Genomic DNA, 26,004 nt, shown 5'->3' with positions numbered 1-26,004 from the left:
CATATCTCAGGCGTCTTTCGGCCTGTCTTCCGGGTTGAACTGGCTGATGGTGATCCAGCGCGCGGTGAGCGCCGGCTTTTTCTCGTTTTCGATTTCCACCACCACATCATAGGTCGTCATCAGCATGGCAGCACCGCGAAAGCGCGCTTCCGCCAGCGTAAAACGGCCGCGCACACGCGCACCGCTTTTTACCGGCGTGACGAAACGGACGGTATCGAAGCCATAATTGATGCCCATGGTCTGCTCACGAATGCGCGGCAGGGCGTCGTAATTCAGCGCCGAAAGCAGGGAGAGCGTCAGGAACCCGTGAGCGATGGTGCCGCCGAAGGGGCTTTCCGCCTTGGCGCGCTCCGGGTCGGTGTGGATGAATTGCTCATCCAGCGTCGCTTTGCCGAAAGCGTTTATCATCGTCTGGTCGACGATGATCCAGTCGGAAACGCCCATTTCCGTGCCGACGCGATCCTTCATTTCGGCCAGCGCAATTTCTTTTGTCATGGTACCTCGTCCGCATTGTTTCCAGCGATTTATACGGCTCGTGACGCGAAGGGATCAACCGCGCAGATAAAACACCACGGAACGGGCGGGCAGGAAGGCGGGATTGCCGAAATCCGTGCCGATGGCGCTCCAGCCATCACCCGGCAAGGTGAAGGGAACGATTTCACGGCTACGATTGATGAGCACGGCAAGCTCGGCGGCTTTGCCGGTCTCCCGGTCCGGGGTGGAAAGCAGCATGGCGAAGGCCTGTCCATCCGGCCTTTCCCAGTCTGCAACCGTCATTGGTTCTCCGCCCGGGGCAAGCCATGTCACATCACCCTTGCCGGAGAAGAAGCCACTCTCAGAAAACACACCGAAACGTTTGCGCAGTGAGGCGAGAAACGCCGTGTGGTCGATCAACTCAGGGACAAGCGATGACCAATCGACCCAGTTGATCTCATTATCCTGGCAATAGGCATTGTTATTGCCCTGCTGGCTGCGTCCGCCCTCGTCGCCAGCCGTCAGCATCAGAGTGCCGCGGCTGACGAAAAGCGTGGAAAGCAATGCTTTCACATCCGCGAGGCGGGCGGCGACAATTGTGGGGTCGTCGGTCAGGCCTTCAAAACCATTGTTCCAGGAATGGTTGTCATTATGGCCATCGCGATTGTTTTCGCCGTTCTTTTCATTGTGCTTGTATTCGTGGCTGACGAGATCGAACAGGGTGAAACCGTCATGAGCGGCAAGGAAATTGACGCTGCGGCTTTTCAGCCGGCCATGGCGGGAGAAGATCGGCGAGGAGCCGGACAGCGCATTGGCCAGCGCCCCGGTCGTGCCGGCATCACCACGCCAGAACCGGCGCATGTCATCGCGGGCGCGGTCGTTCCACTCCAGAAAACTTTCGGGGAAATTGCCGAGCTGATAACCACCGGGGCCGATATCCCAGGGTTCGGCAATCAATACCCGGTCGTAAAGTACCGGGTCTGAATGCATGGCGGCAAGCGTTTCGCTCGCCATGTCGAAACCCGCAGCCGTTCTCCCGAGCACGGGCGCGAGATCGAAACGGAAGCCATCCACGCCGGCATGGAGAACGAAATGCTTGAGCGAATCGATGATGAGCTGGCGAATATAGGGATGGTCGCAGGCGACCGTATTGCCGGTGCCTGTGTCATTGACCAGCACGCCCGGCTTTCCCTGCGGGTGACGGAAGGCGGTGAGATTATCGAGGCCGCGCAGCGACAGGACAGAGCCTTCGATATCGCTTTCACCCGTATGGTTGAAGACCAGATCGAGAATGACGCCAATGCCTTCCGCATGCAGCGCCGCGACCGTATCGCGAAGTTCCCGCACACCGCCGGGGCAGAGGCGCGGATCGAGCGCCATGAAACCGACCGGATTGTAACCCCAGGCATTGGAAAGCCCGAGTGGCGGCAGGTGGCGTTCGTCGATCCAGGCGGTGATCGGCATCAGCTCCACAGCATCGACGCCAATTTTTTTCAAATGCGTGAGAATGGCGGGATGCGCCAGCGCCGCGACGGTGCCTCGGATATCTTCAGGCACATCAGGGTGTAGCTGGGTGAAGGATTTGACGGCTAACTCGTAAATCAGCCCGCCCCAGGCAAAACGAGGCGGCTGGCGCTTGACCGCCTCATGCTCGGAAAGGATCGCCTTCGGCATGATCGCACCGGTTTCCGCACCGAAGGCATAAAGCGAGGGATCATGACGGAAGGGGCGGTCGACCTCGGTGGCATAGGGGTCGAGCAACAGCTTTGCAGGATCAAACCACAGGCCATGTTCGGGGGCATAAATGCCGTGAGCACGGAAGCCGTATCGCGTGCCGGGCCCGGCCTCTCCATGTGTGAACCGATGAACGTCGTCCTCGCCGCGCATCATCGGCAGGCGCGCCGTCTCTTTCTCGCCAGCGTCATTGAACAGGCACAGATCGATTTGCGAGGCGTGGCGGGAATAGACAGTGAACTCCACTCCGTTTTCCGTTCGGGTTGCGCCTTTGGGAAAAACGGATGGTATCTGCATGGTCTGTCTCTCCGGGAGATGGTGTACCTCCTCCGGGGCTGAGAGAAGGCAGAGGCAAGGCCGAATGAGGGACACCTGGGCGCGTCCCTCACGATTGGCGGAAATTATCAGGTGATAACGCTCGGTTCGCTGCGGCCGGTATGGGCCTTGATGCCGGCGATCGTGTCGGCAACGGAAATCAGGTCGGCGAGGGCCGTCTGTGTTTCGATGCCGTGACGGGCCGCATCGGGCTCGTAACGTTCGACATAAAGGCGAAGCGTCGCGCCCGCCGTACCGGTGCCGGAAAGGCGCAGCACGATGCGAGAGCCGCCCTCGAACAGGATGCGGATGCCCTGGTTCTTGCTGACGGACTGGTCGACCGGGTCGTTATAGGCAAAATCATCCGCCGCTGCGACCTTCAGATTGCCGTAGCTGGTGCCCGGCAGCGTCGCGAGCTTTTCGCGCAGGGCAGCGACCAGCGTGTTGGCGGCGTCCGAATCCACTTCCTCATAGTCATGACGCGAATAATAGTTGCGGCCATATTCGGCCCAGTGCCTGGTGACGATGTCCTTCACGCTTTCCTTGCGCGCGGCAACAATGTTCAGCCAATAAAGCACGGCCCACAGGCCATCCTTTTCGCGCACATGGTTCGAGCCGGTGCCGAAGCTTTCCTCGCCGCAGATGGTAACCTTGCCGGCGTCCATGAGATTGCCGAAGAATTTCCAGCCGGTCGGCGTCTCATACATGCCAAGGCCGAGCTTTTCGGCGACACGATCCGCTGCCGCACTTGTCGGCATGGAGCGGGCAATACCGGAAATGCCCGCGGCATAACCCGGCGCCAGTTTGGCATTGGCGGCGATGATCGCGAGACTGTCGGACGGGGTGACGAACATGCCCTTGCCGACGACCATGTTGCGGTCGCCGTCACCGTCGGAAGCTGCGCCGAAATCCGGGCCTTCCGGGCTCATGACATCGTCATAAAGCTCCTTGGCATGGACAAGGTTCGGGTCGGGATGGTGGCCGCCGAAATCCGGGAGCGGCGTTGCGTTGCGGACAGAGCCCTTCGGCGCGCCGAGGCGCTTTTCGATGATCTCAACGGCATAGGGGCCGGTGACGGCACTCATGGAATCGACCACGACCTTGAAGCCGCCGGCGATCAGGGCGCGAATGGCGCCAAAATCGAACAGCTCTTCCATCAAGGCAGCGTAATCGGTAACCGGATCGATCACATCGACCGTCAGCTCATCCACCTTGAAGCTGCCGATCTTGTCGAGATCGATATCGGCTGCATCAGAGATTTTGTAGCTGTCGATGACCTTCGAACGGGCATAGATCGCGTCGGTGATCTTTTCCGGTGCGGGGCCGCCATTGCCGATATTGTATTTGATGCCGAAATCTTCGTTCGGGCCGCCGGGATTGTGGCTGGCGGAAAGTACGATGCCGCCGAAGGCCTTGTATTTGCGGATAACATTGGAGGCGGCGGGCGTGGAGAGAATGCCGCCCTGACCGACCAGCACCTTGCCGAAACCGGCAGCGGCGGCCATCTTGATCGCCTTCTGGATGACTTCGCGGTTGTAATAACGGCCGTCGCCGCCGATCACCAGCGTCTGGCCCTGAAAGCCCTCAAGCGCGTCGAAGATCGACTGGATGAAATTCTCGGCGTAATTTTCCTGGGCGAAGACTGGCACCTTCTTGCGCAGGCCTGAAGTGCCCGGCTTCTGGTCCTGATAGGGCGTCGTCTTGATAGTCTTGATCATTGGTTCAATGGCCTTTCGAAATAAGCTGGCTGTAAAGCGCGGCGTAGAGACCGGCGCTTTTTTCCCAGGAAACATCGGATTTCATTCCGAGTTTCTGCATTTGTGTCCACAGTTTCGGGTCGTGATAATAACGGACGGTCCGGCGGATCGCCTGTTTCAAACCGTCGAGTGTGACGGGGGAAAATTGCACGCCGGTCGCCGCCTTGCTGGCGATGGCGGCGTGGTTGGCGTCGATCACGGTGTCGGCAAGGCCGCCGGTGCGGGCAACCACCGGAATGCAGCCGTAACGCAACGCGTAAAGCTGGGTCAGGCCGCAGGGCTCGAAACGCGAGGGAATGATGATCGCGTCGCAACCCGCCTGCATCAGATGCGAGAGCGGTTCGTTGTAACCGATGGCAACACCGACGCGACCATGGTGGCGCGATGCCGCCGCGAGAAGTGCTCCTTCCAGCGCCACTTCGCCCGCACCCAGCACGACGAGACGGCCACCGAGTGCAACAATCTCGTCCACGGCTTCGGCCATGAGGTCGATGCCCTTCTGCCAGGTGAGGCGGGAGATGACGCAGAACAGCGGGCTGTCATCATCATCGATGCGGAAATGTTCGGCGACCGCCTTCTTGTTCAGGCCACGGTTCTTGAGATTGGCGGCGGAATAATTGTCGTGGATCAGATGGTCGGTTGCCGGGTTCCAGACATCGGCGTCGATGCCGTTGACGATGCCGTGCAGCACATGCGCGCGGCTGCCGATCACCCCTTCCAGCCCCATGCCGAATTCCGGGGTCAGGATTTCCTCCGCATAGGAGGGGCTGACGGTGCTGAGCGCGGTCGCCGTCTGCAGGCCGCCCTTGAGGAAGCTGACATCGTTATAATATTCGATGCCTTCCATGCCGAAGGAATGCGGGGGCAGCGCCAGTTTGCTGAAGATATTCGCGCCGAACTGACCCTGAAAGGCGATGTTGTGGATGGTGAGAAGGCTCGGAATTTCAGGCGTTTCGGCATAACGCATATAGACAGGCGTCATGGCTGCCTGCCAGTCATGCGCATGCACCATATCCGGCCGCCAGCCGGGGAGCACACCGGCGCCGATGCGCGCCGCCGCCAGCGACAGCGCCGCAAAACGCTTCCAGTTATCAGGATAATCCTTGCCGGCCTGGTTGAGATAAGGGCCGCCGGACCGCTCGTAATAGACGGGCGCGTCGAGGATCAAAAGGTCGAGCCCCTCATGCCGGACTTCGAGCAACTCGGCTTTCTCGCCGAGCAGATCGGTGAACTCGAAACATTTGACGGGGTCCGTCACGGCGGCTTTCACCGCCGGATAGCCGGGTATCAATGTCCGCGTCCTGACGCCGTGGGCTTCGAGCGCGATGGGGAGCGCGCCGACAACGTCGGCGAGCCCTCCGGTCTTGATCAGGGGATAGATTTCGGATGAAACCGAAAGGACATTCATGGGCTCTACAGGTCCAGCTTGTCGATCATCGATTGGGTGATAAGGCAGATGCCGTTATCCGTGCGGCGGAAACGTTTGGCATCCAGTTCTGGGTCTTCTCCTACAATCAGTCCTTCCGGAATGACCACGCCATGGTCGATGACGACATTGCTGAGCTGGGCATGACGCCCGATCTTCACACTCGGCAGTACTACGGCATTCTCAAGGCGGGAGTATGAATTGGCGCGCACACCGGTGAACAGCAGGCTGCGATTGAGCGCCGCACCGGAAATGATGCAGTCACCGGAGACGACCGACGAGACGGCCGAACCACGGCGATCCTCATCGTCATGCACGAATTTCGCCGGCGGGGTGATTTCGGCATAGGTCCAGATCGGCCAGGATTTGTCGTAGATATCGAGGTCCGGCACCACATCCGTCAGGTCGATATTGGCCTGCCAATAGGCATCGATGGTGCCGACGTCGCGCCAGTAGGGTTCGTGCTCGAAATCCGAACGCACGCAGGAATCGGCGAAGCGGTGTGCAACGGCTTTGCCGTGTTCGACGATATAGGGAATGATGTCCTTGCCGAAGTCGCGGCTGGAGGTCGGGTCGGCGGCATCGCGGCGCAGCGCTTCCATCAGGAACTTCGTATGGAAGACGTAGATACCCATCGAGGCGAGCGCGAAATTCTCATTACCGGGAATTCCGGGCGGATCGGCCGGCTTTTCGATGAAGTCGATGATCTCGTCTTTTTCGTTCACATGCATCACGCCGAAGCCGGTCGCTTCCATGCGCGGCACTTCAAGGCAGCCGATCGTGACGTCGGCACCGGAATCGACATGCTGTTGCAGCATGTATTCGTAGTCCATTTTGTAAATATGGTCGCCGGCCAGAATGACCATATATTCCGGGGCATAGGGCTCGATGATGTCGATGTTCTGGTAAACCGCGTCGGCGGTGCCTTCGTACCATTGCGTTTCGGAAACACGCTGGGAGGCCGGCAGAATATCGAAGCTCTCGTTACGTTCAGGGCGGAAGAAGTCCCAGCCGCGTTGCAGGTGTCGGATGAGGGAATGCGCCTTGTATTGCGTGGCGACGCCGATACGGCGAATGCCGGAATTGAGCGCGTTGGAAAGCGCAAAATCGATGATGCGCGCCTTGCCGCCAAAATAAACCGCGGGTTTTGCCCGGCGGTCCGTCAGTTCCTTCAGGCGGCTTCCTCTTCCGCCTGCGAGGACATAGGCCATTGCATCACGCGCCAAAGGCTGAACTCTTTTTTCCGACATGGTGTCCTCCCTCTCTGTCTGTCAGTTTTCCGGTTCGAGCATAATCGTGGCAAGCGGCGGCAGGACGAGCATCGCCCCAATATCGCCGCCTGCATCGACCGCCTGAACGCGTCCGCCATTTCCCTTGCCGCTGCCGCCATAAATTTCGGCATCGGTGTTGAGAATCTCCCGCCACCGCCCGGCAAGGGGAAGCGGCACATAATAGTTTTCCCGATAGACCGGGGTCAGATTGCAGATGACCGCCACAGGCTTCTCGCCGGGCGCCGTGCGCAGCCAGGCGAAGACGGAATTCTCGTGATCATCGACGACAAGCCAGCGGAAGCCGTCGGGTTCGCAGTCACGGGCGTGCAGGGCGGCTTTCGACCGATAGGTGAGGTTGAGATCGCGCACGAGGCGGCGCATGCCCTCATGCATCGGATATTGGCGCAGGTTCCAGTCGAGCGCTCCCTTTTCGCTCCATTCGCTCCACTGGGCGAACTCCTGCCCCATGAACAGCAGCTTCTTGCCGGGATAACCCCACATGAAGCCGTAATAGGACCGCAGATTGGCGAATTTCTGCCAGTCGTCGCCGGACATCTTGGCGATCAGCGATCCCTTGCCGTGCACCACCTCGTCATGGGAAAGCGGCAGCACGAAATTTTCGGTGAAGGCATAAAGCAGCCCGAAGGTCAGTTCCTGATGGTGGAACTTGCGATGCACCGGCTCACGCGAGAAATAACTCAGCGTGTCGTGCATGAAGCCCATGTTCCATTTGAAGCCGAAACCGAGCCCGCCCTCGTGAACCGGCTGGGAGACTTTCGGCCATGAGGTGGATTCCTCGGCAATCGTCATGACGCCCGGATGGGTGCCGTAAACGAGCGAATTCATCTTCTGCAGGAAACGGACGGTTTCCAGGTTTTCGCGCCCGCCATATTCGTTGGGAATCCACTCGCCTTCCTTGCGGGAATAATCGAGATAGAGCATCGAGGCGACAGCATCCACACGCAGGCCGTCGAGATGGAATTTCTCGGCCCAATAAAGCGCATTGTTGATGAGGTAGGACATCACCTCGATGCGGCCGAAATTATAGATCGCCGTGTTCCAGTCGGGATGGAAACCCTGGCGCGGATCGGCATGTTCGTAAAGCGCCGTGCCGTCGAACCAGCGCAGCCCGTGCTCGTCGGTGGGGAAATGCGCGGGAACCCAGTCCAGCAGAACACCGATGCCAACCTTGTGGGCGCCGTTGACGAAACGGGCGAAACCTTCCGGATCACCGAAACGAGCGGTCGGGGCGTAAAGGCCGGTCGTCTGGTAACCCCAGGAGGGGTCATAGGGATGTTCGGTAATCGGCAGGAACTCGATATGGGTGAAGCCCATATCGGTACAATAGGGAATGAGCTGGGCGGCCAGTTCATCCCAGCTGAGGAAGGTGCCGTCCTCGCGGCGTTGCCAGGAACCGGCATGCACCTCATAGATGCTGATCGGCTGGCGGCGCTGGTCCACCTGTGCCCAATGTTCCCGGTGGGCCTGATCTTCCCATTTCTGCGTCAGTTCCGGCGCAGTGACGGAAGCATTCTTCGGCCGCAATTCACCGCGCCGCGCATAGGGATCGGCCTTCAGCGGCAGAAGCTCGCCGTTCGCACCGAGGATTTCGAATTTGTAGGCGCAGCCGGCATAGACGTCAGGCGCGAAGATTTCCCAGATGCCGGTATCCTTGCGAAACCGCATCACATGCCGGCGTCCATCCCAATTGTTGAAATCGCCGACGACGGAAACGCGCCGTGCATTGGGAGCCCAGACGGCGAAGTGGAAACCTTCGACGCCCTCAAGCTTCAGCGGATGCGCGCCCATCTTGTCGAACAGCCGCAGATGCGAACCCTCGCGGACGAAATAATCGTCCATCGGTCCGAGAACGGGGCCGAAGCTGTAGGGGTCGGTTACCGCCCATTCGGCGTCATCGCGGCAGGCGCGATAACGCACCGGTTGGCGCTTTGAAAGATCGATCCGACCCTCGAAAAAGCCGTCGGGGTCCAGCCGCTTCAACTCGCCCAGGAAATTTCCATCCAGCGTCAGGACGGAAACCTCTTCGGCGCCGGGAATGAAACAGCGGGCGGAAAACCCTTCCGGCGTTTCGTGAACGCCGAGAAGGGCAAAGGGATTGGAATGCAAACCGCTCTTGATCGCCTCGATTTCAGCCTTCGTGATATCGCCAGTCTTTTTCTCTTCGGCCGAATTGAGCGGTTTTTTCATCAGGCTCTCCAGATTTCGGTGGCATATTGGCGGATCGTCCTGTCGGACGAGAACCAGCCCATACGCGCCGTGTTGCGCACTGCTTTCGTGTTCCAGCTGCCCTGATCGCTCCAGATCGCGTCCACCTTGCGCTGTGCATCGGCATAGGCGTCGAAATCGGCAGCCACCATGAACCAGTCACTGTTGTAGATGCCGTCGATGAGGGCGGAAAACCGCGAACGGTCATCCGGTGAAAACACACCCGACGCGATTGATGACAGCGCCTGCGACAATTCCGTGGACTGTTCGATGATCGCACGGGGATTGTGACCTTCGGCACGCGCCTTTGCGACTTCTTCCGCCGTCATGCCGAAGATGACGATGTTGTCAGCGCCGACATGTTCGAGCATTTCGACATTTGCGCCATCGAGCGTGCCGATGGTGAGCGCGCCGTTCAGCGCGAATTTCATGTTGCCGGTACCGGAGGCTTCCATACCGGCGGTCGAAATCTGTTCCGAAAGATCGGCGGCGGGAACCATGATTTCCGCAAGCGAGACATTATAGTTCGGAATAAACACCACTTTCAGAAGCCCGCGCACGGCCGGGTCGTTGTTGATGACCCGGGCAATATCGTTGGCAAGCTTGATGATCAGCTTCGCATTGTGATAACTCGGCGCCGCCTTGCCTGCGAAGAACTTAACGCGCGGCACCCAATCCAGTTCCGGGTGGGAACGGATCTGGTCGTAAAGCGCCACCGTTTCGATAAGGTTCAGAAGCTGGCGTTTGTATTCGTGGATACGCTTGATCTGAATATCGAACATGGCCGAGGGATCGACGCGGATGCCCATGCGCTGCGCCACCGTGTTGGCAAGCCGCACCTTGTTCAGGCGCTTCACTTCGGCGAATTTCTCGCGGAAACCGGCATCGTCGGCGAAGCGGTCGAGCGCGACGAGCTTTTCCGCATCGTCGAGGAAATCGTCGCCGATCGCTTCCCGGATCAACCCCGTCAGGCCGGGGTTGCACTGCATCAGCCAGCGGCGCGGTGTAATGCCGTTGGTCTTGTTGTTGATACGTTCAGGATAGAGGCTGTGCAGGTCGGCAAAGACCGTTTCCTTCATCAACTCGGTATGAAGCGCCGAAACGCCGTTGATGGAATGCGAGCCGATGAAGGCGAGATTGCCCATGCGCACGCGCCGTTCGCCGCCTTCATCGATGAGAGAGATCGAACGGATCTGCTGATCCGCCATCTTCTTTTCCTTGCGGGCATAAACCAGCGTATTGGCGTTGATCGCGTAGACGATCTGCATATGTCTTGGAAGAAGACGCTCGAGCAGCGGCACCGGCCAACTTTCCAGCGCTTCGGGCAGAAGCGTGTGGTTGGTGTAGGAGAAAGTCCCCTGCGTGATCTTCCAGGCTTCGTCGAATTCAAGGCCATGCACATCGCAGAGAAGACGCATCATTTCGCAGATGGAAATGGCCGGATGTGTGTCGTTGAGCTGGATCGAGACCTTGTCCGGCAGCGAGGTGAAGTCAGGATATTGCTGCAGGTGACGGCGCAGAATGTCCTGGAGCGAGGCAGAGGAGAAGAAGAATTCCTGCCGCAGGCGCAGTTCCTGCCCGGCCGGGGTCGCGTCCGCAGGGTAGAGAACCCGCGTCAGGCTTTCCGCCTTGTTGCTCTCGCGCAGTGCGCCGATATGGTCGCCGGCATTGAAGGCGGCGAGCAGAATGGGGTCGATCGGCTGCGCAGACCATAAACGCAACGTGTTGACGCGGGTGCCGCGCCAGCCGACGACCGGTGTGTCATAGGCCATGGCGATGACGCGTTCGGCCGGTTTCCAGACGAAACGCTGCGGGTCTTCATAACCGCCGATCGTCTCCACCGATCCGCCGAAGCCGATTTCATAGGAGCTTTCGCGACGCTCGAATTCCCAGGGGTTGCCATGCGCCAGCCAGGTCTCCGGCAGTTCCACCTGCCAGCCATCCGCCATCTGCTGGCGGAAGAGGCCGTGCACGTAACGGATGCCATAGCCATAGGCGGGAATGTCGACGGTCGCCATGGATTCCATGAAGCAGGCGGCGAGACGGCCGAGGCCGCCATTGCCAAGTGCCGCATCCGGCTCCAGCCCGGCAATGACGTCGAGATCGACGCCGAGCGAGGACAACGCATCGCGGATTTCATGCATCAGGCCGATATTGGAGATGGCGTCGCGCATCAGGCGGCCGATCAGGAATTCCAGCGACAGGTAATAAACGCGCTTGGAATTGTTGGCATAGGCCTTGCGGGTGGATTCCATCCATTTGTCGATGATGCGGTCGCGAACGACGAGAATGGTTGCGGTCAGCCAGTCATGCGGCTTGGCAACCTTGACGTCCTTGCCGATGCGGTAGGTCAGTCGCTCGATGATTTCCGCGGCCATGATTTCCGGGTTGGAACTGCGCGGGGCGGGGCGGGGAAGATCGGCGGCGGTAAGATTATTGATCATTGGTCGGTCAGCACCTTGGTGGGAGGAGAGGGTCTGAGAGGTCGATCCGTGTTGCCTTTGCTGATGCCAGTTTATGCATCGATATGGAGGCGTGGCAACAGCAATTTTTACGGAAAGTTGAACGGCTTAGGATTATGAAAAATAAGACTTTTTCTTCCGCGTTCCAAGGATCGCCGAAGGCATTGCCGGCCCTTTATCCGCCGTTACCGAAAAGGTTTGCGTGGTCGTTGCGATGCCGGGCATCGTTCAAAAAAGGGAAAGAGGCTGCAACACTTTTAAATGGTTCACCGGTCCTGAAATCTGTTTCGCTCAATTATCATGTTTAAACACCGGGCCGAAAACCGCTTGTCGGTTTCGGTCTGATGCTCTGGATCACACACTAGCCTTCGCGGCTGCAAAAATTCAATGAAAATAAATGGGCTTTCGCCGCAGCCGCACCGGTCCTGGGTAGCGGCTGCGTGAAACCGGGCGATATCGCCGTGTTCACCCCAGGCAAAAAGGCCGCGCCACCATTTCACCTGCGCGGATCGTCACGCTGGTGTTCGGTGGAACGGCGCACCAGGGAGTGCAGTCGAAGGAAAAGGGCTCGGAACTCAACGCAATGCCCTCTTCCAACCCGCGCCAGTAGAGGGTCGGCGGTTTGTCGTCGCTTGACCAGCGGAAGGCATGCACGCAATCGCCGTCCATCAGCACCGCGCTGAAGCGCAGAGCCGAGGATACGCCCGCCGCAACCATCTTTTCCTGGCAGAGGCGCAGTGCGGTGGAAATGGCCTGAACCGGATCGGCATCGAGACCAAGCCCGACGGCAATCAGGAAAATGGCTTCGCTGTCGCCGGTACCGCGCCGGGATGCATAGATATCATCAGGAATAAGGGAATCGATGTCGCGCCGGATCTGCTCGTAACCGCCGATCTGGCCGTTATGCATGAACAGATATTGACCATGCGCAAAGGGATGGCAATTGGCGCGGGATACCTCGCCTGACGTGGCGGAGCGGACATGGGCCATGAACATGCCGGAGCGCAATTGCTGGCAAAGCGCGGCCAGATTGGCGTCGGACCAGGCGGGCCTGGTGTCGCGAAAGACGCCGGGCGTTCCCCGTTCGCCATACCAGCCAAGGCCACAGCCATCGCCGTTGACGACGGTTTTTGCTTCCCTTGCGGCCATGGACTGGCTGACCAACGATGCTTCCGGCTCGATCAGCAGGCTGTCGAGCCAGACCGGTTTACCGGAATAGGCAAAGAGGCGGCACATTCATGCGGCTCTGTCGAATGCCTTGTCTCCGAGCGCGAAGCCGACGGCGGCCTTCGCGTGAATGGCGGTCGAATCGTAACCCGGCAGCGGCAGCGCATCGGGATCGATCAGCAGGGAAATCTCGGTGCAGCCGAGAATGACGGAATCGACGCCCAGTGCACGGGCCTTTTCGATGACCACAAGGTAGCGTTCACGCGAGCAGGACTTGATTTCGCCCTGGCACAGTTCGCCGAATATGATGTCATGGATCGCAGCTCTGTCTTCCGCATCAGGCACAACCACGTCGACGCCGTGGTGGCGCATGCGGTCGGTGTAGAAGCCATGTTCCATTGTGTAGCGGGTGGCGAGCAGCAGCGGCTTGCGGCGTCCGTCCGCCTTCAGGGCGGCGGCCGTTTCGTCGATGATGTCGATGAGCGCGACGCCCGACATTTTCTCAACCGTGTCCGCAACGAGATGCATGGTGTTGGTGCAGATCAGCACACAATCGGCGCCGGCATTGGCAAGGCGTGCGCCGGCAGCGCCCAGAAGCGCGCCGGCCTCATCCCAGCGGTCAGCCTTCTGAAGGGCAACAACCTCGGAAAAATCGAGCGAATGCATGACGATATCGGCCGAGACCAGACCGCCACGGCTGTCGCGCACGGCCTCGTTGATCATACGGTAATAGGTTGCGGTGGATTCCCAGCTCATGCCGCCGATCAGGCCGATGCGTTTCATAAGTTTCCCCTTATCAAGTTTGATTGACGACAAGGATGCCATCGCCGCCACGAAAACGGCGTGCGTTTTTTCGGGGATTTCACGGACGGTATGCAAGTATGGAGCGCCGTATATGAATAATACGCAAATTTCTTGCGTCATTGCGTTAACCGGTGCATTCTTTACGGATGATTGATGACCGTGACCGCCGAATCCTTGCGATTCTCCAGGAGAATGCCGAAACACCGCTCGCCGATATTGCGGAGCAGGTTTCCCTGTCGCTATCCGCCTGTTCGCGCCGCATCACGCGGCTGCGCACGGAGGGCTATGTGACGGGCACGATGGCGCTGCTCGACCGGCGGAAGATCAACCTTCCGACCACGGTTTTCCTGCTGGTGAGGACGGGCCTGCATGCGGAAGACTGGCTGGACAGGTTCCATGCCGCCGTCAGCACCATACCTGAGATCGTCGAGGTTCACCGGCTGACCGGCAATTTCGACTATATTCTGAAGCTCGTGCTGCCGAATGTCGAATATTACGACACGGTCTACAAACAGATACTGCGCCGTGTTCAGCTTTACGACATGTCCGCCTATATCTCCATGGAGACGGTGAAGCTGTCATCGTCGCTGCCGACGACGCATATCTGAGGGATCATCGAGCCCTTGTTAGCGCCCGTGTCCGCGGCCCGCCTCAAAACGGACGCCGAAGCGGAAGCTGCGCGTTTCGCCCGGTTGCAAGGTAATTGCAGCTGCGAGTTCCCCGTGGTTGAAGGCATTGGTGGGCGTTTCCACCGGTTCGAGCGCGATGGATCGCCGCCTGTCGCGGGCGAGCGTATCGCCGGTGAAAACATGCATGTGGCCACGCTCCTGCCATATGCTGAGGCTTGATCCGTCATGCGGGTTTTCGAGCCGCGTCTCGTAAAGTCCGTTTTCGGATGCGATCAGGTCGGTGAAGCAGACATCCGCCACATGGCCGGATAGCGGCGCATAAAGAAAGCGGGTGTCGTCGCGTGTGACGATGCTGCCCTGCGGATCCCGCAGGGGAATGAGATTGTCGTCCGTTTCGATCGCGGTTCGCGAGGGCAGCGTGAGAAGAAGCTCGTCGATGGACGTCGTGCCGGGTAGACGGAAATAGGGATGCCAGCCGGCGGCGAAGGGCAAAGGCCGGTCGCCGCGATTGGTGCCGCGTATGTCGATGGTGACGCCGTGGCCGGCAAAGCGATACTCCACCTCGATGGTGAGCCGATAGGGGTAACCCTTGAAATCGCCAGGCGCGATTTCCGTCCGGAAGACGAGAATTTTCGCGCCATTTTCCTCGAAAGACCGGTCGAGAACAAAGGGCAGGGCGCGGGCGAAGCCGTGGAAAACAAGGTCCTCATGGTCAAGCACCGGCTCGATGTGGTGCGTTTCTCCGCCGAAATCATATCGGCCTTGCGCAATGCGGTTGGTGAAGGGCGCAAGAATGCCGTTTCTCACGCCGTTCTGTGACTGCAACTCCGCGGTTGTCCGATATCCGTCAACCAGATCCTCGCCCATTTCGCCATCGGCAGAGAGCGGTCGCCAGCTGAGAAGTGTTGCGCCCTCATAGGCGATCTCGGCGCAAAAGCCGTTTCCGGAAACGGTCAGACCGGCAATCCCCGTGCCTGTTGCGGAAGTGGTCATCGGGAATTGTCCTTTGCATGCACGCAACTGCGACGGCCGGGCCGATTGCCTCGCCGATTCGCCCGATCATCTTCGCTGCAGCGACATTTCGCAATGGCTATGATGCGCCGCACACATCCGTGGCGCTCGCGATGAAAATCAGTCAGGGAAGGTTCGTTTTGCGCCGCTGAAAAATTCCATCAGCGCCGCCTGGTCTTCTCCGCCGAGCCCCGCCGCCGTCAGCATGCGGTGCACCTCGGCGCAAACCGCGGTCAGCGGCATGGCTGTGTTGGTGCGCCGGGCGAGATCCTGCGCGCCATTCAAATCCTTGACCATATTGTCGATGCGGCCGGTGCGGCGGTAATCCTTCGCCACATAGCGCGGCATATATTCCTGCAGGATGGCGCTGTCGGCGCGGCCGCCCTTCAGCGCCTGCGGAATTTTGGCGGCATCGACGCCGGCATCCAGCGCAAGCTGTGTCGCTTCCGCCACCGCAAGGAAGTTCAGCCCGCACAGAACCTGGTTGATGAGCTTGGTCGTCTGCCCGGCGCCACAGGGGCCCATATGGGTGTAGTTGCTGGCCACATGCTGCAGCACGCGGTGGGCATCGGCCACATCCTTCTCGTTGCCGCCGGCCATCAGCGTCAATTGCCCGATGAGAGCCTTGGGCGCGCCGCCTGAAAGCGGGCTGTCCACCCAGCGCAGCCCCTTTTCAGCGGCATCGGCCGCCAGTTCCTTGGTCGCTTCCGGGTCGATGGAGGACATGTCGATGATCAGCGTGCCGGGCTTTGCGCCTGCCGCCACGCCATCTTTGCCGAAGACGGCGATGCGGACGATTTTCGGCGAATTCAGGCTGAGGATGACCACGTCTGAAACGGCGGCCGCCTCCGCCGCGGTTGGGGCGCTCGCGGCGCCGAGGCTGGTCAGCGCCGCCACTTTTTCCGCATCCAGATCGAAAACCGTCAGGTGATTGCCGGTCTCCACCAGCCGCGTGCCAATCGCGCCGCCCATGGCGCCGGCACCGATCAGGGCGACTTTGTTCTTCTCGGTCATGGTATTCACGGCCTCCTCCCAAGGTGTCGTGCTATCGTCAGGTCACATCCGGATGGCGACCGTGGCCCACCATCCGGAAATGGCATTTTCAAAGCGAAGCGGTGATGCCGCCGTCGACGTAGAGAATATGGCCGTTCACGAAGGACGAGGCGTCGGATGACAGGAAAATGCAGGCGCCGACAAGCTCTTCCACCTTGCCCCAGCGGCCGGCCGGCGTACGCTTTTCAAGCCAGGCCGAAAAGGTCTCGTCTGCGACAAGGGCGGCGTTGAGCGGGGTATCGAAATAACCGGGCGCAATGGCATTGCATTGCAGGCCATATTTGGCCCAGTCCGTCGCCATGCCCTTCGTCAGATTGCCGACTGCACCCTTGGTGGCGGTGTAGGGTGCGATGCCGGGGCGGGCAAGTGCTGTCTGAACGCTGGCGATATTGATGATCTTGCCACGCCCGCGCGAGATCATGTGGCGCGCGGCGGCCTGTCCGGCATGGAATACCGAGGCGATGTTGGTCTGCAGCAGGCGCTCGAAGGCATCGGCCGGAAAATCCTCGAGCGGCGTGCGGTGCTGCATGCCGGCATTGTTGACGAGAATGTCGATCGCGCCAACCTCCGCCTCGAAGCGGTCGATGGCCTCGCGCACCGCGCCGTGATCGGTGGCGTCGAAGGCAAGTGTCCTCGCGCCCTTGATACCGGCGGCGGCGGCTTTCAGCTTCGCTTCGTCCCGCCCGTTCAGCACCACTTCCGCCCCGGCTTCCGAAAGCCCTTGCGCCAGCGCGAAACCAATACCCTGGGACGAACCCGTTATCAGGGCGCGGCGGCCGGAAAGATCGAACAAATTAAGGCCCACTGTTTCCTCCAGTCTCTCGACATTGCATTCATGAAGATGTATGTTACCGATAACATTCATCCGTTTGAGGGCGGATGTCAAGGCTGACGCGCGCGTTTTCGGTACGTATCGGGCGGGCGGTGAACTGGCGAGGCGGATGAAGACGCGCCTTGCGGCAGCAATTTGGATGCGGAATTTTTATGCGCCGCAGTGGCGCACGCTTGAACGGGAGTTGTCATGAAAGCGATTGTCGCCCACGGGGCAAAGGATGTGCGCATCGAAGACCGGCCGGAGGAAAAGCCGGGGCGGGGTGAGGTTCGGCTTCGTCTGGCCAGGGGCGGAATCTGCGGCAGCGATCTGCATTATTACAATCATGGCGGTTTCGGCGCCGTGAGGCTTCGTGAACCCATGGTGCTGGGCCATGAGGTCTCCGCCGTCATCGAGGAACTCGGCGAAGGTGTTGAAGGGCTGAAGATCGGCGGTCTGGTGGCGGTTTCGCCCTCCCGCCCTTGCCGGACCTGCCGCTTCTGCCAGGAGGGTCTGCACAATCAGTGCCTCAACATGCGGTTTTACGGTAGCGCCATGCCCTTCCCGCATATTCAGGGCGCGTTCCGCGAAGTTCTGGTGGCGGACGCCCTGCAATGCGTGCCGGCTGATGGTCTCAGTGCCGGTGAAGCCGCCATGGCGGAACCGCTGGCGGTGACGCTGCATGCCACGCGGCGCGCTGGCGATTTGCTGGGAAAACGCGTTCTCGTCACGGGTTGCGGCCCCATTGGCATCCTCTCCATTCTGGCTGCGCGCCGGGCGGGTGCGGCTGAAATCGTTGCCACCGACCTTTCCGATTTCACGCTCGCCAAGGCGCGCGAAGCGGGGGCGGACCGTGTCATCAACAGCAAGGATGAGCCCGATGCGCTCGCCGCTTATGGCGCGAACAAGGGAACCTTCGATGTTCTCTACGAATGCTCCGGTGCGGCCGTGGCGCTTGCCGGCGGTATCACGGCGCTGCGGCCGCGTGGCATCATCGTCCAGCTCGGGCTCAGCGGCGATATGAGCCTGCCGATGATGGCGATTACCGCGAAGGAACTCGACCTGCGCGGTTCCTTCCGCTTCCACGAGGAATTCGCCACCGGCGTCGAGCTGATGCGCAAGGGCCTGATCGACGTCAAACCTTTCATCACCCAGACCGTCGACCTTGCCGACGCCATCTCGGCCTTCGAATTCGCCTCGGATCGCAGCCGCGCCATGAAGGTGCAGATCGCCTTTTCCTAAGCGCATTTGCTGCGGACAGGGATGAGCTATTTTCAATCGGCGGCGGATAATTCCGCCGCCGATTTTTTATGCATCGTTTTGGGTGTGGCGCGATCTAGCGGCGCTGTTACCGATATCATGGACTTGCGATGAGGCCGCGGCCTCAAGCAGCGCAATCCGCTCTGATGCCGAAGATTCCAGTCTCATATTTTGCGGCCCCTAACCGCCCTTTGCCGATCTGCGCCACCGGTTTGCACATTTTGACGCAGGTCAAAAAGGTGATTTGCCGCCTGCGGTTTTTTGCGTTATCGAAATTTCAGAAATTACTGAAAATTCAGGAAGTGAAGAAATGCCAACCAGCCTGTCACCGCTCGTCCAGTCCTTCGTGCTGCATTTTGGCGAGATGGGCAGCCGCTGGGGAATCAACCGTACCGTCGGCCAAGTCTATGCTTTGCTTTACATTTCACCGCAGCCTCTCTGTGCGGACGAGATCGTCGAGGCGCTCGGCATTTCCCGTTCCAACGTGTCGATGAGCCTCAAGGAACTTCAGGCGTGGAACCTTGCAATTCTCAAGCACTTCCCCGGCGACAGGCGCGATTTTTTCACGACGCCTGACGATGTCTGGCAGATTCTGCGCACGCTCGCCGAAGAGCGGAAGAAGCGCGAGATCGATCCCACCCTCAGCGTGCTGCGCGAAATCCTGATGGAGACGCCGGAAAACGAGGATGAGCGGCACGCGCAAAAGCGCATCGACGAGATGAAGACGCTGATCGAGCAGCTGACCGGCTGGTATGACGATGTGAAGCGGCTGGAGACCGAAAGGCTGGCCTCGCTGCTGGCGCTCGGCTCCAAGGTCACGAAGCTTCTGGAGGCGAAAGACAGGATCGTCTCGCTTGCAAGACCCCGCGGCACGAAGAAGAAAGGGTGATCAGTCGTGACCATGTCCGCACAAATCCCCCGGTCGGCCGATGGTGAGGCCAGAGACTGTCCCGTGCCCGGTGCCGGGCAACGGCGATCCTTTGGCAGAACCCGGCGCAATGCTGCCCACGACAAGGCCGCGGTGAAAACGCAACATGCGCCCGCGGTTGGCAGATCCGTCGCCCTGCTGCATGTGCTGCCGGCGCTGCTCTGGCTGCCGCAGGCGGGCCTGCTGGCCTTTTCAGTCGGAAAAATTGCCGATGGCGAGCCGATGATGGCGATCGTGCCGGCGGCCGTTGCGGTCCTTATCCTCGGTCTTCTCAAGGCGTGGCTGGAAAAAGTCGCGGCGCGGCTGTCCTTCCGGGCCGCACGCGCAGCACTTTCGCAGCGGCGGTTCGAGGCGCTGCAGGCGGTGGCCAAGGTTTCCCCGCTCGATCTGTCGCGCACGGCCTCGGGTGAGGCGGCGGGCATTGTGGCGGAGGCGGCGGAAGCGCTGGTGCCCTATCTCTCCCGGTTCCAGCCGGCGCGCATGAAAGCCACCATCGTTCCCCTGGTTTTTGTGCTCGCCATCCTGCCCTTTAGCTGGATTGCGGCGGTGGTGCTCCTGCTCGCCATGCCCACCATCCCGCTTTTCATGGCGCTCATCGGCTGGCAGGCCAAGGCCGCCAGTGAAAAGCAGCTTGCCGAGACGGGCAACATGAATGCCTTCCTGCTCGATCGCCTGCGCGGGCTGGAAACGATCCGCACGCTCAAGGCCGTTGACCTGACGGCGGCGCGCCTCGGGGCCGATGCGCAGAACCTCAAGAAGCGGACGATGGCCGTTCTGAGGATCGCCTTTCTCTCCTCTGCGGTACTGGAGCTTTTTGCGGCGATCGGCGTTGCCATGACCGCCGTCTATATCGGTTTTCACCTGCTCGGTTTTCTCGATTTCGGCGCCTGGGGTGAAAAGCTGACGCTGGCCGAAGGCCTCTTCATCCTGCTGCTCGCACCGGCCTTTTTCGAGCCATTGCGGGAACTCTCCGCCGTCTGGCACGACCGCGCGGCCGGCGAGGCGTCACTTAATGCGCTCGCCACATTGACAGCCGGTGGTGCGGCCATCGTGGGTGAGGGCACGGATGTGGTGCGCGCGCCATCTTCGATGCCCGGTCTGCTGGAGATGGCCAACCTTTCCTTCGCTTACCCGAATGCTCCCCCTGTCATCCGCAATTTCAACCTGACGGTTCAGCAGGGCGAGAGAGTTGCGATTCTCGGGCCTTCCGGTTGTGGCAAATCCACTGTACTCTCCTTGATTGCCGGGTTGGCCGAGGCGGGTGAGGGCGTAATCAGAATCGGCGGTATCACGCTCGATGATGCAACGGCGGATGGGTTGCGCGGAACGATCGGTTGGGTCAGTCAGAAACCGTTCTTTTTTGCCGGGTCCCTGAAGGCGAATATTCGTTTTGGCCGCCCTGATGTCAGCGACGCCATGGTGGAAGAGGCCCTGCACCGCACCGGGCTGGATGGATTGATGCAGGCCCGCCGGCATTTGCAGATCGGTGACGGCGGATATGGCATTTCGGGCGGGGAGGCGGTGCGGCTCGCCATAGCGCGCGCTTTCGCAGACCCGGCAACGCAGCTTGTTCTGGCCGATGAGCCGACCGCGCATCTCGACCGGGAAATGGCGGCTCTTGTCACGGATAACCTGCTGCAACTGGCAAAGGGCAGGACATTGATCGTCGCGACCCATGATCCGGTACTTGCGGCACGCATGGACAGGATCGTGGATATGACGGCGATCCATTCGAGGGGGCAGCCATGATCGCGCGTTTTGCCATATTGAGACCTGTCATCGCCCTGTTCTGGTCGACGCGGCGCGGCATGCTGCTTGCGGGCGCGGTTCTGGCGGTCACGACGGTTCTGGCGGGCATCGGTCTTCTCGGCGTGTCCGGCTGGTTCATTACCGCGACGGCCATTGCCGGCCTGCTGCCGGCGACGGCGTTTGCCTTCGATGTCTTTGCCCCTTCGGCTGCCATTCGGCTTCTTGCGCTAGCGCGCACCGCCGCCCGGTATGGCGAGCGCATGACGACCCACGAAGCCACGCTTTCCGTGCTCGCGGCACTTCGGGAGAGATTGTTTCGCGGTTTTGCCGCACCGCAGGCGGCGAAATCTCTGGAGGCGCGGCCCGCGCGCCTGCTGAACCGGCTGACTGCGGATATCGATGCGCTGGATTCGCTCTATTTGCGCGTCCTCGTTCCCGCTGCCGTCGCCATCCTCGCCGCGCTCGTGACCGGCGTCGGGCTTGCTTTCCTGCACCCGCTTGCCGGTGTGCTGGCGGCAACCTTCCTCATTGCGGCGGGGCTGGGCATTTCCGCGCGCTCTGCCTTGAGAGCGGAAAAATTCTCGCGCCGGCGGGCCATCGGGCTCGAGGCGTTGCGCGCCCGCACGGCCGATCTCGTGGGCGGACAGACGGAGCTGCTGACCACGGGCCGGCTTTCCGCGCAGGTTGCCGCGGTCAAGCGGGCGGATGACTATCTCGCCGCCTGTGATGACAGTCTTAACCGCATCGAGACCAATGCCGGATTTTCCTTTGGCGTTTCAGCGGCCATTCTCCTGAGCTCCGCCCTTCTCGGCATGGCCTGGCTGGCGGAGCACGGGGCGGTGAGCGCACCCGCCGCCGCACTTGGCCTGCTGGTCTGTTTCGCCGCGCTGGAGCCTTTCACGGCGCTTCGTCGTGGGGCGATGGAACTGGGCCGCACGCTGTTTTCCGCAAGGCGCATTGCGCCGCGCCTTTCTGCGACGGCCGAAGCGCACTGTCCTGCATTGCCCGTGAGTGGCATCGCGGCGGAGCTTAGAGGCGTGCGTCTGGAGCGGGAGGGGAACGAGAATCCGGTCCTGACGAATATCAACCTTGCAATCGCCTGCGGGGAGCGGGTCGCGATCGTCGGCGCAAGCGGTGCGGGCAAGACGAGCCTCATCCAGCTGGTGGCGGGCGAGTTGCGGCCGGCTGCGGGTTCGGTCCGTGCTTTGCCGTCCACCCTGATGACGCAGCGCAGCCAGCTTTTCCGTGACAGCATCGCCGACAATCTGCGGCTGGCAAAACCTGCGGCAACGGGGAGTGAGTTATGGGACGCGCTCGAGGCGGCGGGTCTAGCCGAACACGTCAGAACCTTGCCAAAAGGGCTGGAAACGAGGCTCGGCGAGGCCGGGCAGGGTCTTTCCGGTGGTCAGTCGCGCCGGCTGGCGCTTGCCCGTTTCCTTCTTGCTGACCGGCCGCTCTGGCTTCTCGACGAGGTGACGGAAGGGCTGGACGGCGAGACCGCCCGGGACGTGCTCGGCCGGCTCTTCGCGAGGGCAGAAGGAAAGACTGTCTTGATGATCACCCATAATCGCCGCGAGGCGGAATTTGCCGATCGTATCATCGTGCTGAGAGAGGGACGCCAATTTGATGAATGTCAAAGCGGCACCCCGGAATACGGCGTAGTGCTTGAGACACTGCGCCCGGACTGAGATTTTTTGAGAGCCGGCGTCGTCTTGAAAATGGAAGGCCGGCCTTCCGGAAAAGGTGGGTAAGACTATGGAACTCGACATAGTGGCGCTGTCGCGCCTGCAATTTGCAGTGACGGCTTTATATCACTTCTTGTTCGTTCCCCTGACGATCGGGCTGTCGGTGGTGATCGCCATCATGGAAACGGTATATGTTATGACCGGCCGGGCGATCTGGCGGCAGATGACGAAATTCTGGGGCACCCTGTTCGGCATCAATTTCGTGCTGGGTGTTTCCACCGGCATCGTCATGGAATTCCAGTTCGGCATGAACTGGAGTTATTACAGCCACTATGTCGGCGATATCTTCGGCGCGCCGCTGGCGATCGAGGGCATGATGGCCTTCTTTCTGGAAGCCACCTTCGTCGGCCTGTTCTTTTTCGGCTGGGACAAGCTGTCGAAACTCGGTCATCTCGTCGCGACATGGTGCGTGGCGATCGGCTCGAATTTTTCGGCGCTGTGGATATTGATCGCCAATGGCTGGATGCAGAACCCGACGGGTTCCGCCTTCAACCCACAGACCATGCGCATGGAAGTCACTGACTTTTTCGCGGTCCTGTTCAACCCGGTGGCGCAGGCGAAATTCGTGCACACCGTTTCCGCCGGCTACGTGACGGCCTCCATCTTCGTACTCGGCGTTTCCGCCTGGTATGTGTTGAAAGGCCGCCACGTCGATCTCGCCAAGCGGTCGATGACGGTAGCCGCCTCCTTCGGCCTTGCGTCTGCCCTGTCCGTTGTCGTGCTGGGTGATGAAAGCGGATATCTCTCCACCGAACACCAGAAGATGAAGCTCGCCTCCATCGAGGCCATGTGGGAAACCGAGCCGGCGCCCGCCCCCTTCACGGCCATCGGTTTTCCAGACCAGGAAGCGCGCGAGACGCATTTTGCGGTGAAGATTCCGTGGGTGATGGGCCTCATTGGCACCCGTTCGCTCGATACGCAAATCCCAGGCATCAACGATCTTGTCGAGCAGGCCAAGACCCGCATCCGCGACGGCATCAAGGCCTATGATGCGCTGATGCAGATTCGCGCGACCGGCAAGGGCGCACAGCTGCCCGAAGAGGTGAGCGGCACCTTTGCCGAACTCGGCCACGAGCTTGGTTATGCCCTGCTGCTCAAGCGTTATGTCGACGATCCGCGTCAGGCGAGCGAAGAGCAGATCGCGAAAGCTGCTGCCGACACCATCCCGCATGTGCCGACCCTGTTCTGGGCGTTCCGCATCATGGTCGGTCTCGGCATCTTCTTCATCCTTTTGACGGCAACCTTCTTCTATCTCTCGGCCCGCCGTCGGCTGGATCACTATCCGCTGTTGCTGAAAGTGGCGGTCTTTGCCATTCCGCTGCCTTGGATCGCCGCCGAAATGGGCTGGGTGGTCGCCGAATTCGGCCGCCAGCCATGGATCATCGAGGGTGTGTTGCCCACGGCGGCGGCCGTCTCCAGCCTCAGCGCTTCGACGGTGCTGATTACGCTTCTGTGTTTTATCGCCATCTACACGGTGCTGTTCATCGTCGAAATGGGGCTGATGCTGAAGGCGATCCGCAAGGGGCCAGACCCGGACCATGAGCCGGAGGCACCGCTCGTTCCTGAAAAACTCGTCGCTGCGGAGTAAGATATCATGATCCTGCATCAACTCATCGACTATGAAATCCTTCGCGTCATCTGGTGGCTGCTGCTCGGCGTTTTGCTCACCGGCTTTGCCGTGACCGGTGGCTTCGATCTTGGCACGGGTGCGCTGCTGCCCTTCGTGGCGAAGACGGATATCGAGCGCCGTGTCGTCATCAATTCCATCGGCCCGGTCTGGGAAGGCAACCAGGTCTGGCTCATCCTCGGTGCCGGTGCGATTTTTGCCGCCTGGCCACCGCTCTATGCGGTGTCGTTTTCAGGGTTTTATCTGGCGATGGCCGCCATCATGTTCGCGCTGATCCTGCGGCCGGTCGGTTTCAAATATCGCTCCAAGCGGGAGAGCACGGCATGGCGCAGCGCCTGGGACTGGGCCCTGTTCGTCGGCGGCTTCGTGCCGGCGCTGATCTTTGGCGTTGCCATCGGCAATGTGCTGCAGGGTGTTCCCTTCCATTTTAACGACGACCTGAGGATTTTCTACGACGGCACGACGCTGTTCGAGCTTCTGAACCCCTATGCCCTTCTCTGCGGCCTCGTTTCCGTTTCCATGCTTGTAATGCATGGCGCGGCCTGGCTGGTGCTGAAGACCGAAGGTCCGGTGGCTGCGCGTGCGCGCAGCTTTGGCAGCATTGCGGCCCTTGCCTCCACAGTTCTTTTCGCGCTTGGCGGTATCTTTCTCTGGCTCGGGGTTGATGGTTATCGCTTCACCTCGGAAGTCGTGACCGACGGCCCCTCAAATCCGCTGTCCAAGACGGTCGAGGTTGCGGGTGGTGTTTGGTTTGCCAATTATGCGGCACATCCGTGGATGATGCTGGCACCGGCGCTCGGTCTTGTCTTTCCCCTTGTCGCCTTCATCTTGTTCAGGGCCCGCAGGGAAGTCCTGGCTCTGCTGTCCAGCTCGGTCGCGATTTTCGGCATCATCGCCACCGTCGGGCTGACGATGTTTCCCTTCATCCTGCCGTCTTCGGTTGATCCGAAGTCGAGCCTGACGGTGTGGGACGCTTCGTCCAGCCACATGACGCTGTTCAACATGCTGGTCGTCACGCTCATCTTCGTTCCGATGATCGTCGCCTACACATCTTGGGTCTATCGCGTGCTGTGGGGCAAGGTAGATGAAAAAGCGATCCGCGACGATAGCGGCCACGCTTATTGATCAAGAAAGAAGGAGATCGAACATGTGGTATTTCGCCTGGCTGCTCGGCCTGCCTCTCGCCGCCATCTTCGCCGTCATGAATGCCATGTGGTATGAGCTGATGGAAGAAAATGCGAAAAAGGCCGAAGCGAAGCCGGAAAAATGACGCTTGATACAGAAAGGGCGGCATCCCGTCTCGATGCCGCCCTTCGCGTAGAACAACCGCGATTGTCGCGTGTCTTCAGTGGATCGCGATACCGCGCTTGTCCGCTTCTTCCTTGATGATGTCTTCGACGATGGCTCGCTTGAGATTTGGATCTCCCAGCAGATAGTCATCGGCGATTTCGAAAATCGACTTCGGGTTCTCGGTCCTGTGCAGGGTGTCGAGATCCTGGCCGATCTGCTCTCTCAGGCTGGAATAGTCGTCCATCGCGGTTCTCCCGTTTATCGG

General features: G+C 60.3%; 21 protein-coding genes. 8 read left to right on the top strand and 13 right to left on the bottom strand.

Annotation, left to right across the window (positions count from 1 at the left end; translation table 11 throughout):
• Positions 1–6: 6 nt before the first annotated feature.
• From O8B93_RS17600 to O8B93_RS17560, 9 genes are all read right to left on the bottom strand, one after another.
• Complete coding sequence (locus O8B93_RS17600) at positions 7–495, bottom strand: MaoC family dehydratase (RefSeq protein WP_269711209.1); 489 nt, start codon at positions 493–495, stop codon at positions 7–9.
• Between the two features lie 54 nt (positions 496–549).
• On the bottom strand, positions 550–2,505 hold the full coding sequence (gene glgX / locus O8B93_RS17595) for a glycogen debranching protein GlgX (protein WP_269711208.1): 1,956 nt from the start codon (positions 2,503–2,505) through the stop codon (positions 550–552).
• Between the two features lie 107 nt (positions 2,506–2,612).
• Complete coding sequence (locus O8B93_RS17590) at positions 2,613–4,241, bottom strand: alpha-D-glucose phosphate-specific phosphoglucomutase (RefSeq protein ID WP_269711206.1); 1,629 nt, start codon at positions 4,239–4,241, stop codon at positions 2,613–2,615.
• A 4-nt stretch (positions 4,242–4,245) separates the two neighbouring features.
• A complete protein-coding gene (gene glgA, locus O8B93_RS17585) occupies positions 4,246–5,688 on the bottom strand; it encodes a glycogen synthase GlgA (protein ID WP_269711204.1) in 1,443 nt (480 codons plus the stop codon).
• A 5-nt stretch (positions 5,689–5,693) separates the two neighbouring features.
• Positions 5,694–6,956 (bottom strand): glucose-1-phosphate adenylyltransferase, encoded by a 1,263-nt coding sequence (gene glgC, locus O8B93_RS17580; RefSeq protein ID WP_269711203.1) that lies wholly within the window; start codon positions 6,954–6,956, stop codon positions 5,694–5,696.
• 21 nt (positions 6,957–6,977) lie between these two features.
• On the bottom strand, positions 6,978–9,185 hold the full coding sequence (glgB, locus tag O8B93_RS17575; protein WP_269711201.1) for a 1,4-alpha-glucan branching protein GlgB: 2,208 nt from the start codon (positions 9,183–9,185) through the stop codon (positions 6,978–6,980).
• Entirely contained in the window at positions 9,185–11,647 is a 2,463-nt protein-coding gene (locus tag O8B93_RS17570; protein WP_269711200.1) for a glycogen/starch/alpha-glucan phosphorylase, read from the bottom strand. Before O8B93_RS17570 ends, glgB begins: the two co-directional genes overlap by 1 nt.
• A gap of 483 nt (positions 11,648–12,130) precedes the next feature.
• On the bottom strand, positions 12,131–12,901 hold the full coding sequence (locus tag O8B93_RS17565; protein ID WP_269711199.1) for a class II glutamine amidotransferase: 771 nt from the start codon (positions 12,899–12,901) through the stop codon (positions 12,131–12,133).
• Complete coding sequence (locus tag O8B93_RS17560; RefSeq protein WP_269711198.1) at positions 12,902–13,615, bottom strand: aspartate/glutamate racemase family protein; 714 nt, start codon at positions 13,613–13,615, stop codon at positions 12,902–12,904.
• 167 nt (positions 13,616–13,782) lie between these two features.
• Here O8B93_RS17560 and O8B93_RS17555 point away from each other — a divergent pair, with 167 nt between their 5' ends.
• Positions 13,783–14,244 (top strand): Lrp/AsnC family transcriptional regulator, encoded by a 462-nt coding sequence (locus O8B93_RS17555; protein WP_006313784.1) that lies wholly within the window; start codon positions 13,783–13,785, stop codon positions 14,242–14,244.
• Between the two features lie 18 nt (positions 14,245–14,262).
• Here the strand turns inward: O8B93_RS17555 and O8B93_RS17550 are convergent, their stop codons facing one another.
• The 3 genes from O8B93_RS17550 to O8B93_RS17540 form a co-directional block, all read right to left on the bottom strand.
• On the bottom strand, positions 14,263–15,258 hold the full coding sequence (locus O8B93_RS17550; RefSeq protein WP_269711197.1) for an aldose 1-epimerase: 996 nt from the start codon (positions 15,256–15,258) through the stop codon (positions 14,263–14,265).
• Positions 15,259–15,396: 138 nt separating this feature from the next.
• Positions 15,397–16,290, bottom strand: a complete 894-nt coding sequence (locus tag O8B93_RS17545; protein WP_269711266.1) for an NAD(P)-dependent oxidoreductase — start codon at positions 16,288–16,290, stop codon at positions 15,397–15,399.
• Between the two features lie 88 nt (positions 16,291–16,378).
• Entirely contained in the window at positions 16,379–17,134 is a 756-nt protein-coding gene (locus O8B93_RS17540) for an SDR family oxidoreductase (protein ID WP_230060296.1), read from the bottom strand.
• 216 nt (positions 17,135–17,350) lie between these two features.
• On the opposite strand from O8B93_RS17540, the gene O8B93_RS17535 reads away from it, so the two are divergent.
• The 7 genes from O8B93_RS17535 (at position 17,351) to cydX (ending at position 25,719) form a co-directional block, all read left to right on the top strand.
• Positions 17,351–18,382, top strand: a complete 1,032-nt coding sequence (locus O8B93_RS17535) for an L-idonate 5-dehydrogenase (protein ID WP_269711195.1) — start codon at positions 17,351–17,353, stop codon at positions 18,380–18,382.
• A 328-nt stretch (positions 18,383–18,710) separates the two neighbouring features.
• Complete coding sequence (locus O8B93_RS17530) at positions 18,711–19,289, top strand: GbsR/MarR family transcriptional regulator (RefSeq protein ID WP_269711194.1); 579 nt, start codon at positions 18,711–18,713, stop codon at positions 19,287–19,289.
• A gap of 12 nt (positions 19,290–19,301) precedes the next feature.
• Complete coding sequence (cydD, locus tag O8B93_RS17525) at positions 19,302–21,077, top strand: thiol reductant ABC exporter subunit CydD (protein ID WP_269711264.1); 1,776 nt, start codon at positions 19,302–19,304, stop codon at positions 21,075–21,077.
• Positions 21,074–22,765, top strand: coding sequence for a thiol reductant ABC exporter subunit CydC (gene cydC / locus O8B93_RS17520; RefSeq protein ID WP_269711193.1), 1,692 nt, complete (start codon positions 21,074–21,076; stop codon positions 22,763–22,765). The genes cydD and cydC overlap by 4 nt, the downstream gene beginning before the upstream one ends.
• Before the next feature lie 67 nt (positions 22,766–22,832).
• The gene (locus tag O8B93_RS17515) at positions 22,833–24,410 is read left to right on the top strand and encodes a cytochrome ubiquinol oxidase subunit I (protein WP_269711192.1); all 1,578 of its coding nucleotides are present in this window, start codon (positions 22,833–22,835) and stop codon (positions 24,408–24,410) included.
• Between the two features lie 6 nt (positions 24,411–24,416).
• A complete protein-coding gene (cydB, locus tag O8B93_RS17510; RefSeq protein WP_269711190.1) occupies positions 24,417–25,574 on the top strand; it encodes a cytochrome d ubiquinol oxidase subunit II in 1,158 nt (385 codons plus the stop codon).
• A 22-nt stretch (positions 25,575–25,596) separates the two neighbouring features.
• A complete protein-coding gene (gene cydX / locus O8B93_RS17505) occupies positions 25,597–25,719 on the top strand; it encodes a cytochrome bd-I oxidase subunit CydX (protein WP_006313811.1) in 123 nt (40 codons plus the stop codon).
• Between the two features lie 75 nt (positions 25,720–25,794).
• Here the strand turns inward: cydX and O8B93_RS17500 are convergent, their stop codons facing one another.
• Entirely contained in the window at positions 25,795–25,983 is a 189-nt protein-coding gene (locus tag O8B93_RS17500) for a hypothetical protein (protein WP_006313812.1), read from the bottom strand.
• Between the last annotated feature and the right edge of the window lie 21 nt (positions 25,984–26,004).

Source organism: Martinezella rhizogenes, from assembly GCF_027460065.1.
In the GTDB taxonomy this organism is placed as follows: domain Bacteria; phylum Pseudomonadota; class Alphaproteobacteria; order Rhizobiales; family Rhizobiaceae; genus Agrobacterium; species Agrobacterium rhizogenes_C.
The sequence above is the reverse complement of the archived record's forward strand: the minus strand, read 5'-3'. Positions and strand labels throughout refer to the sequence as shown.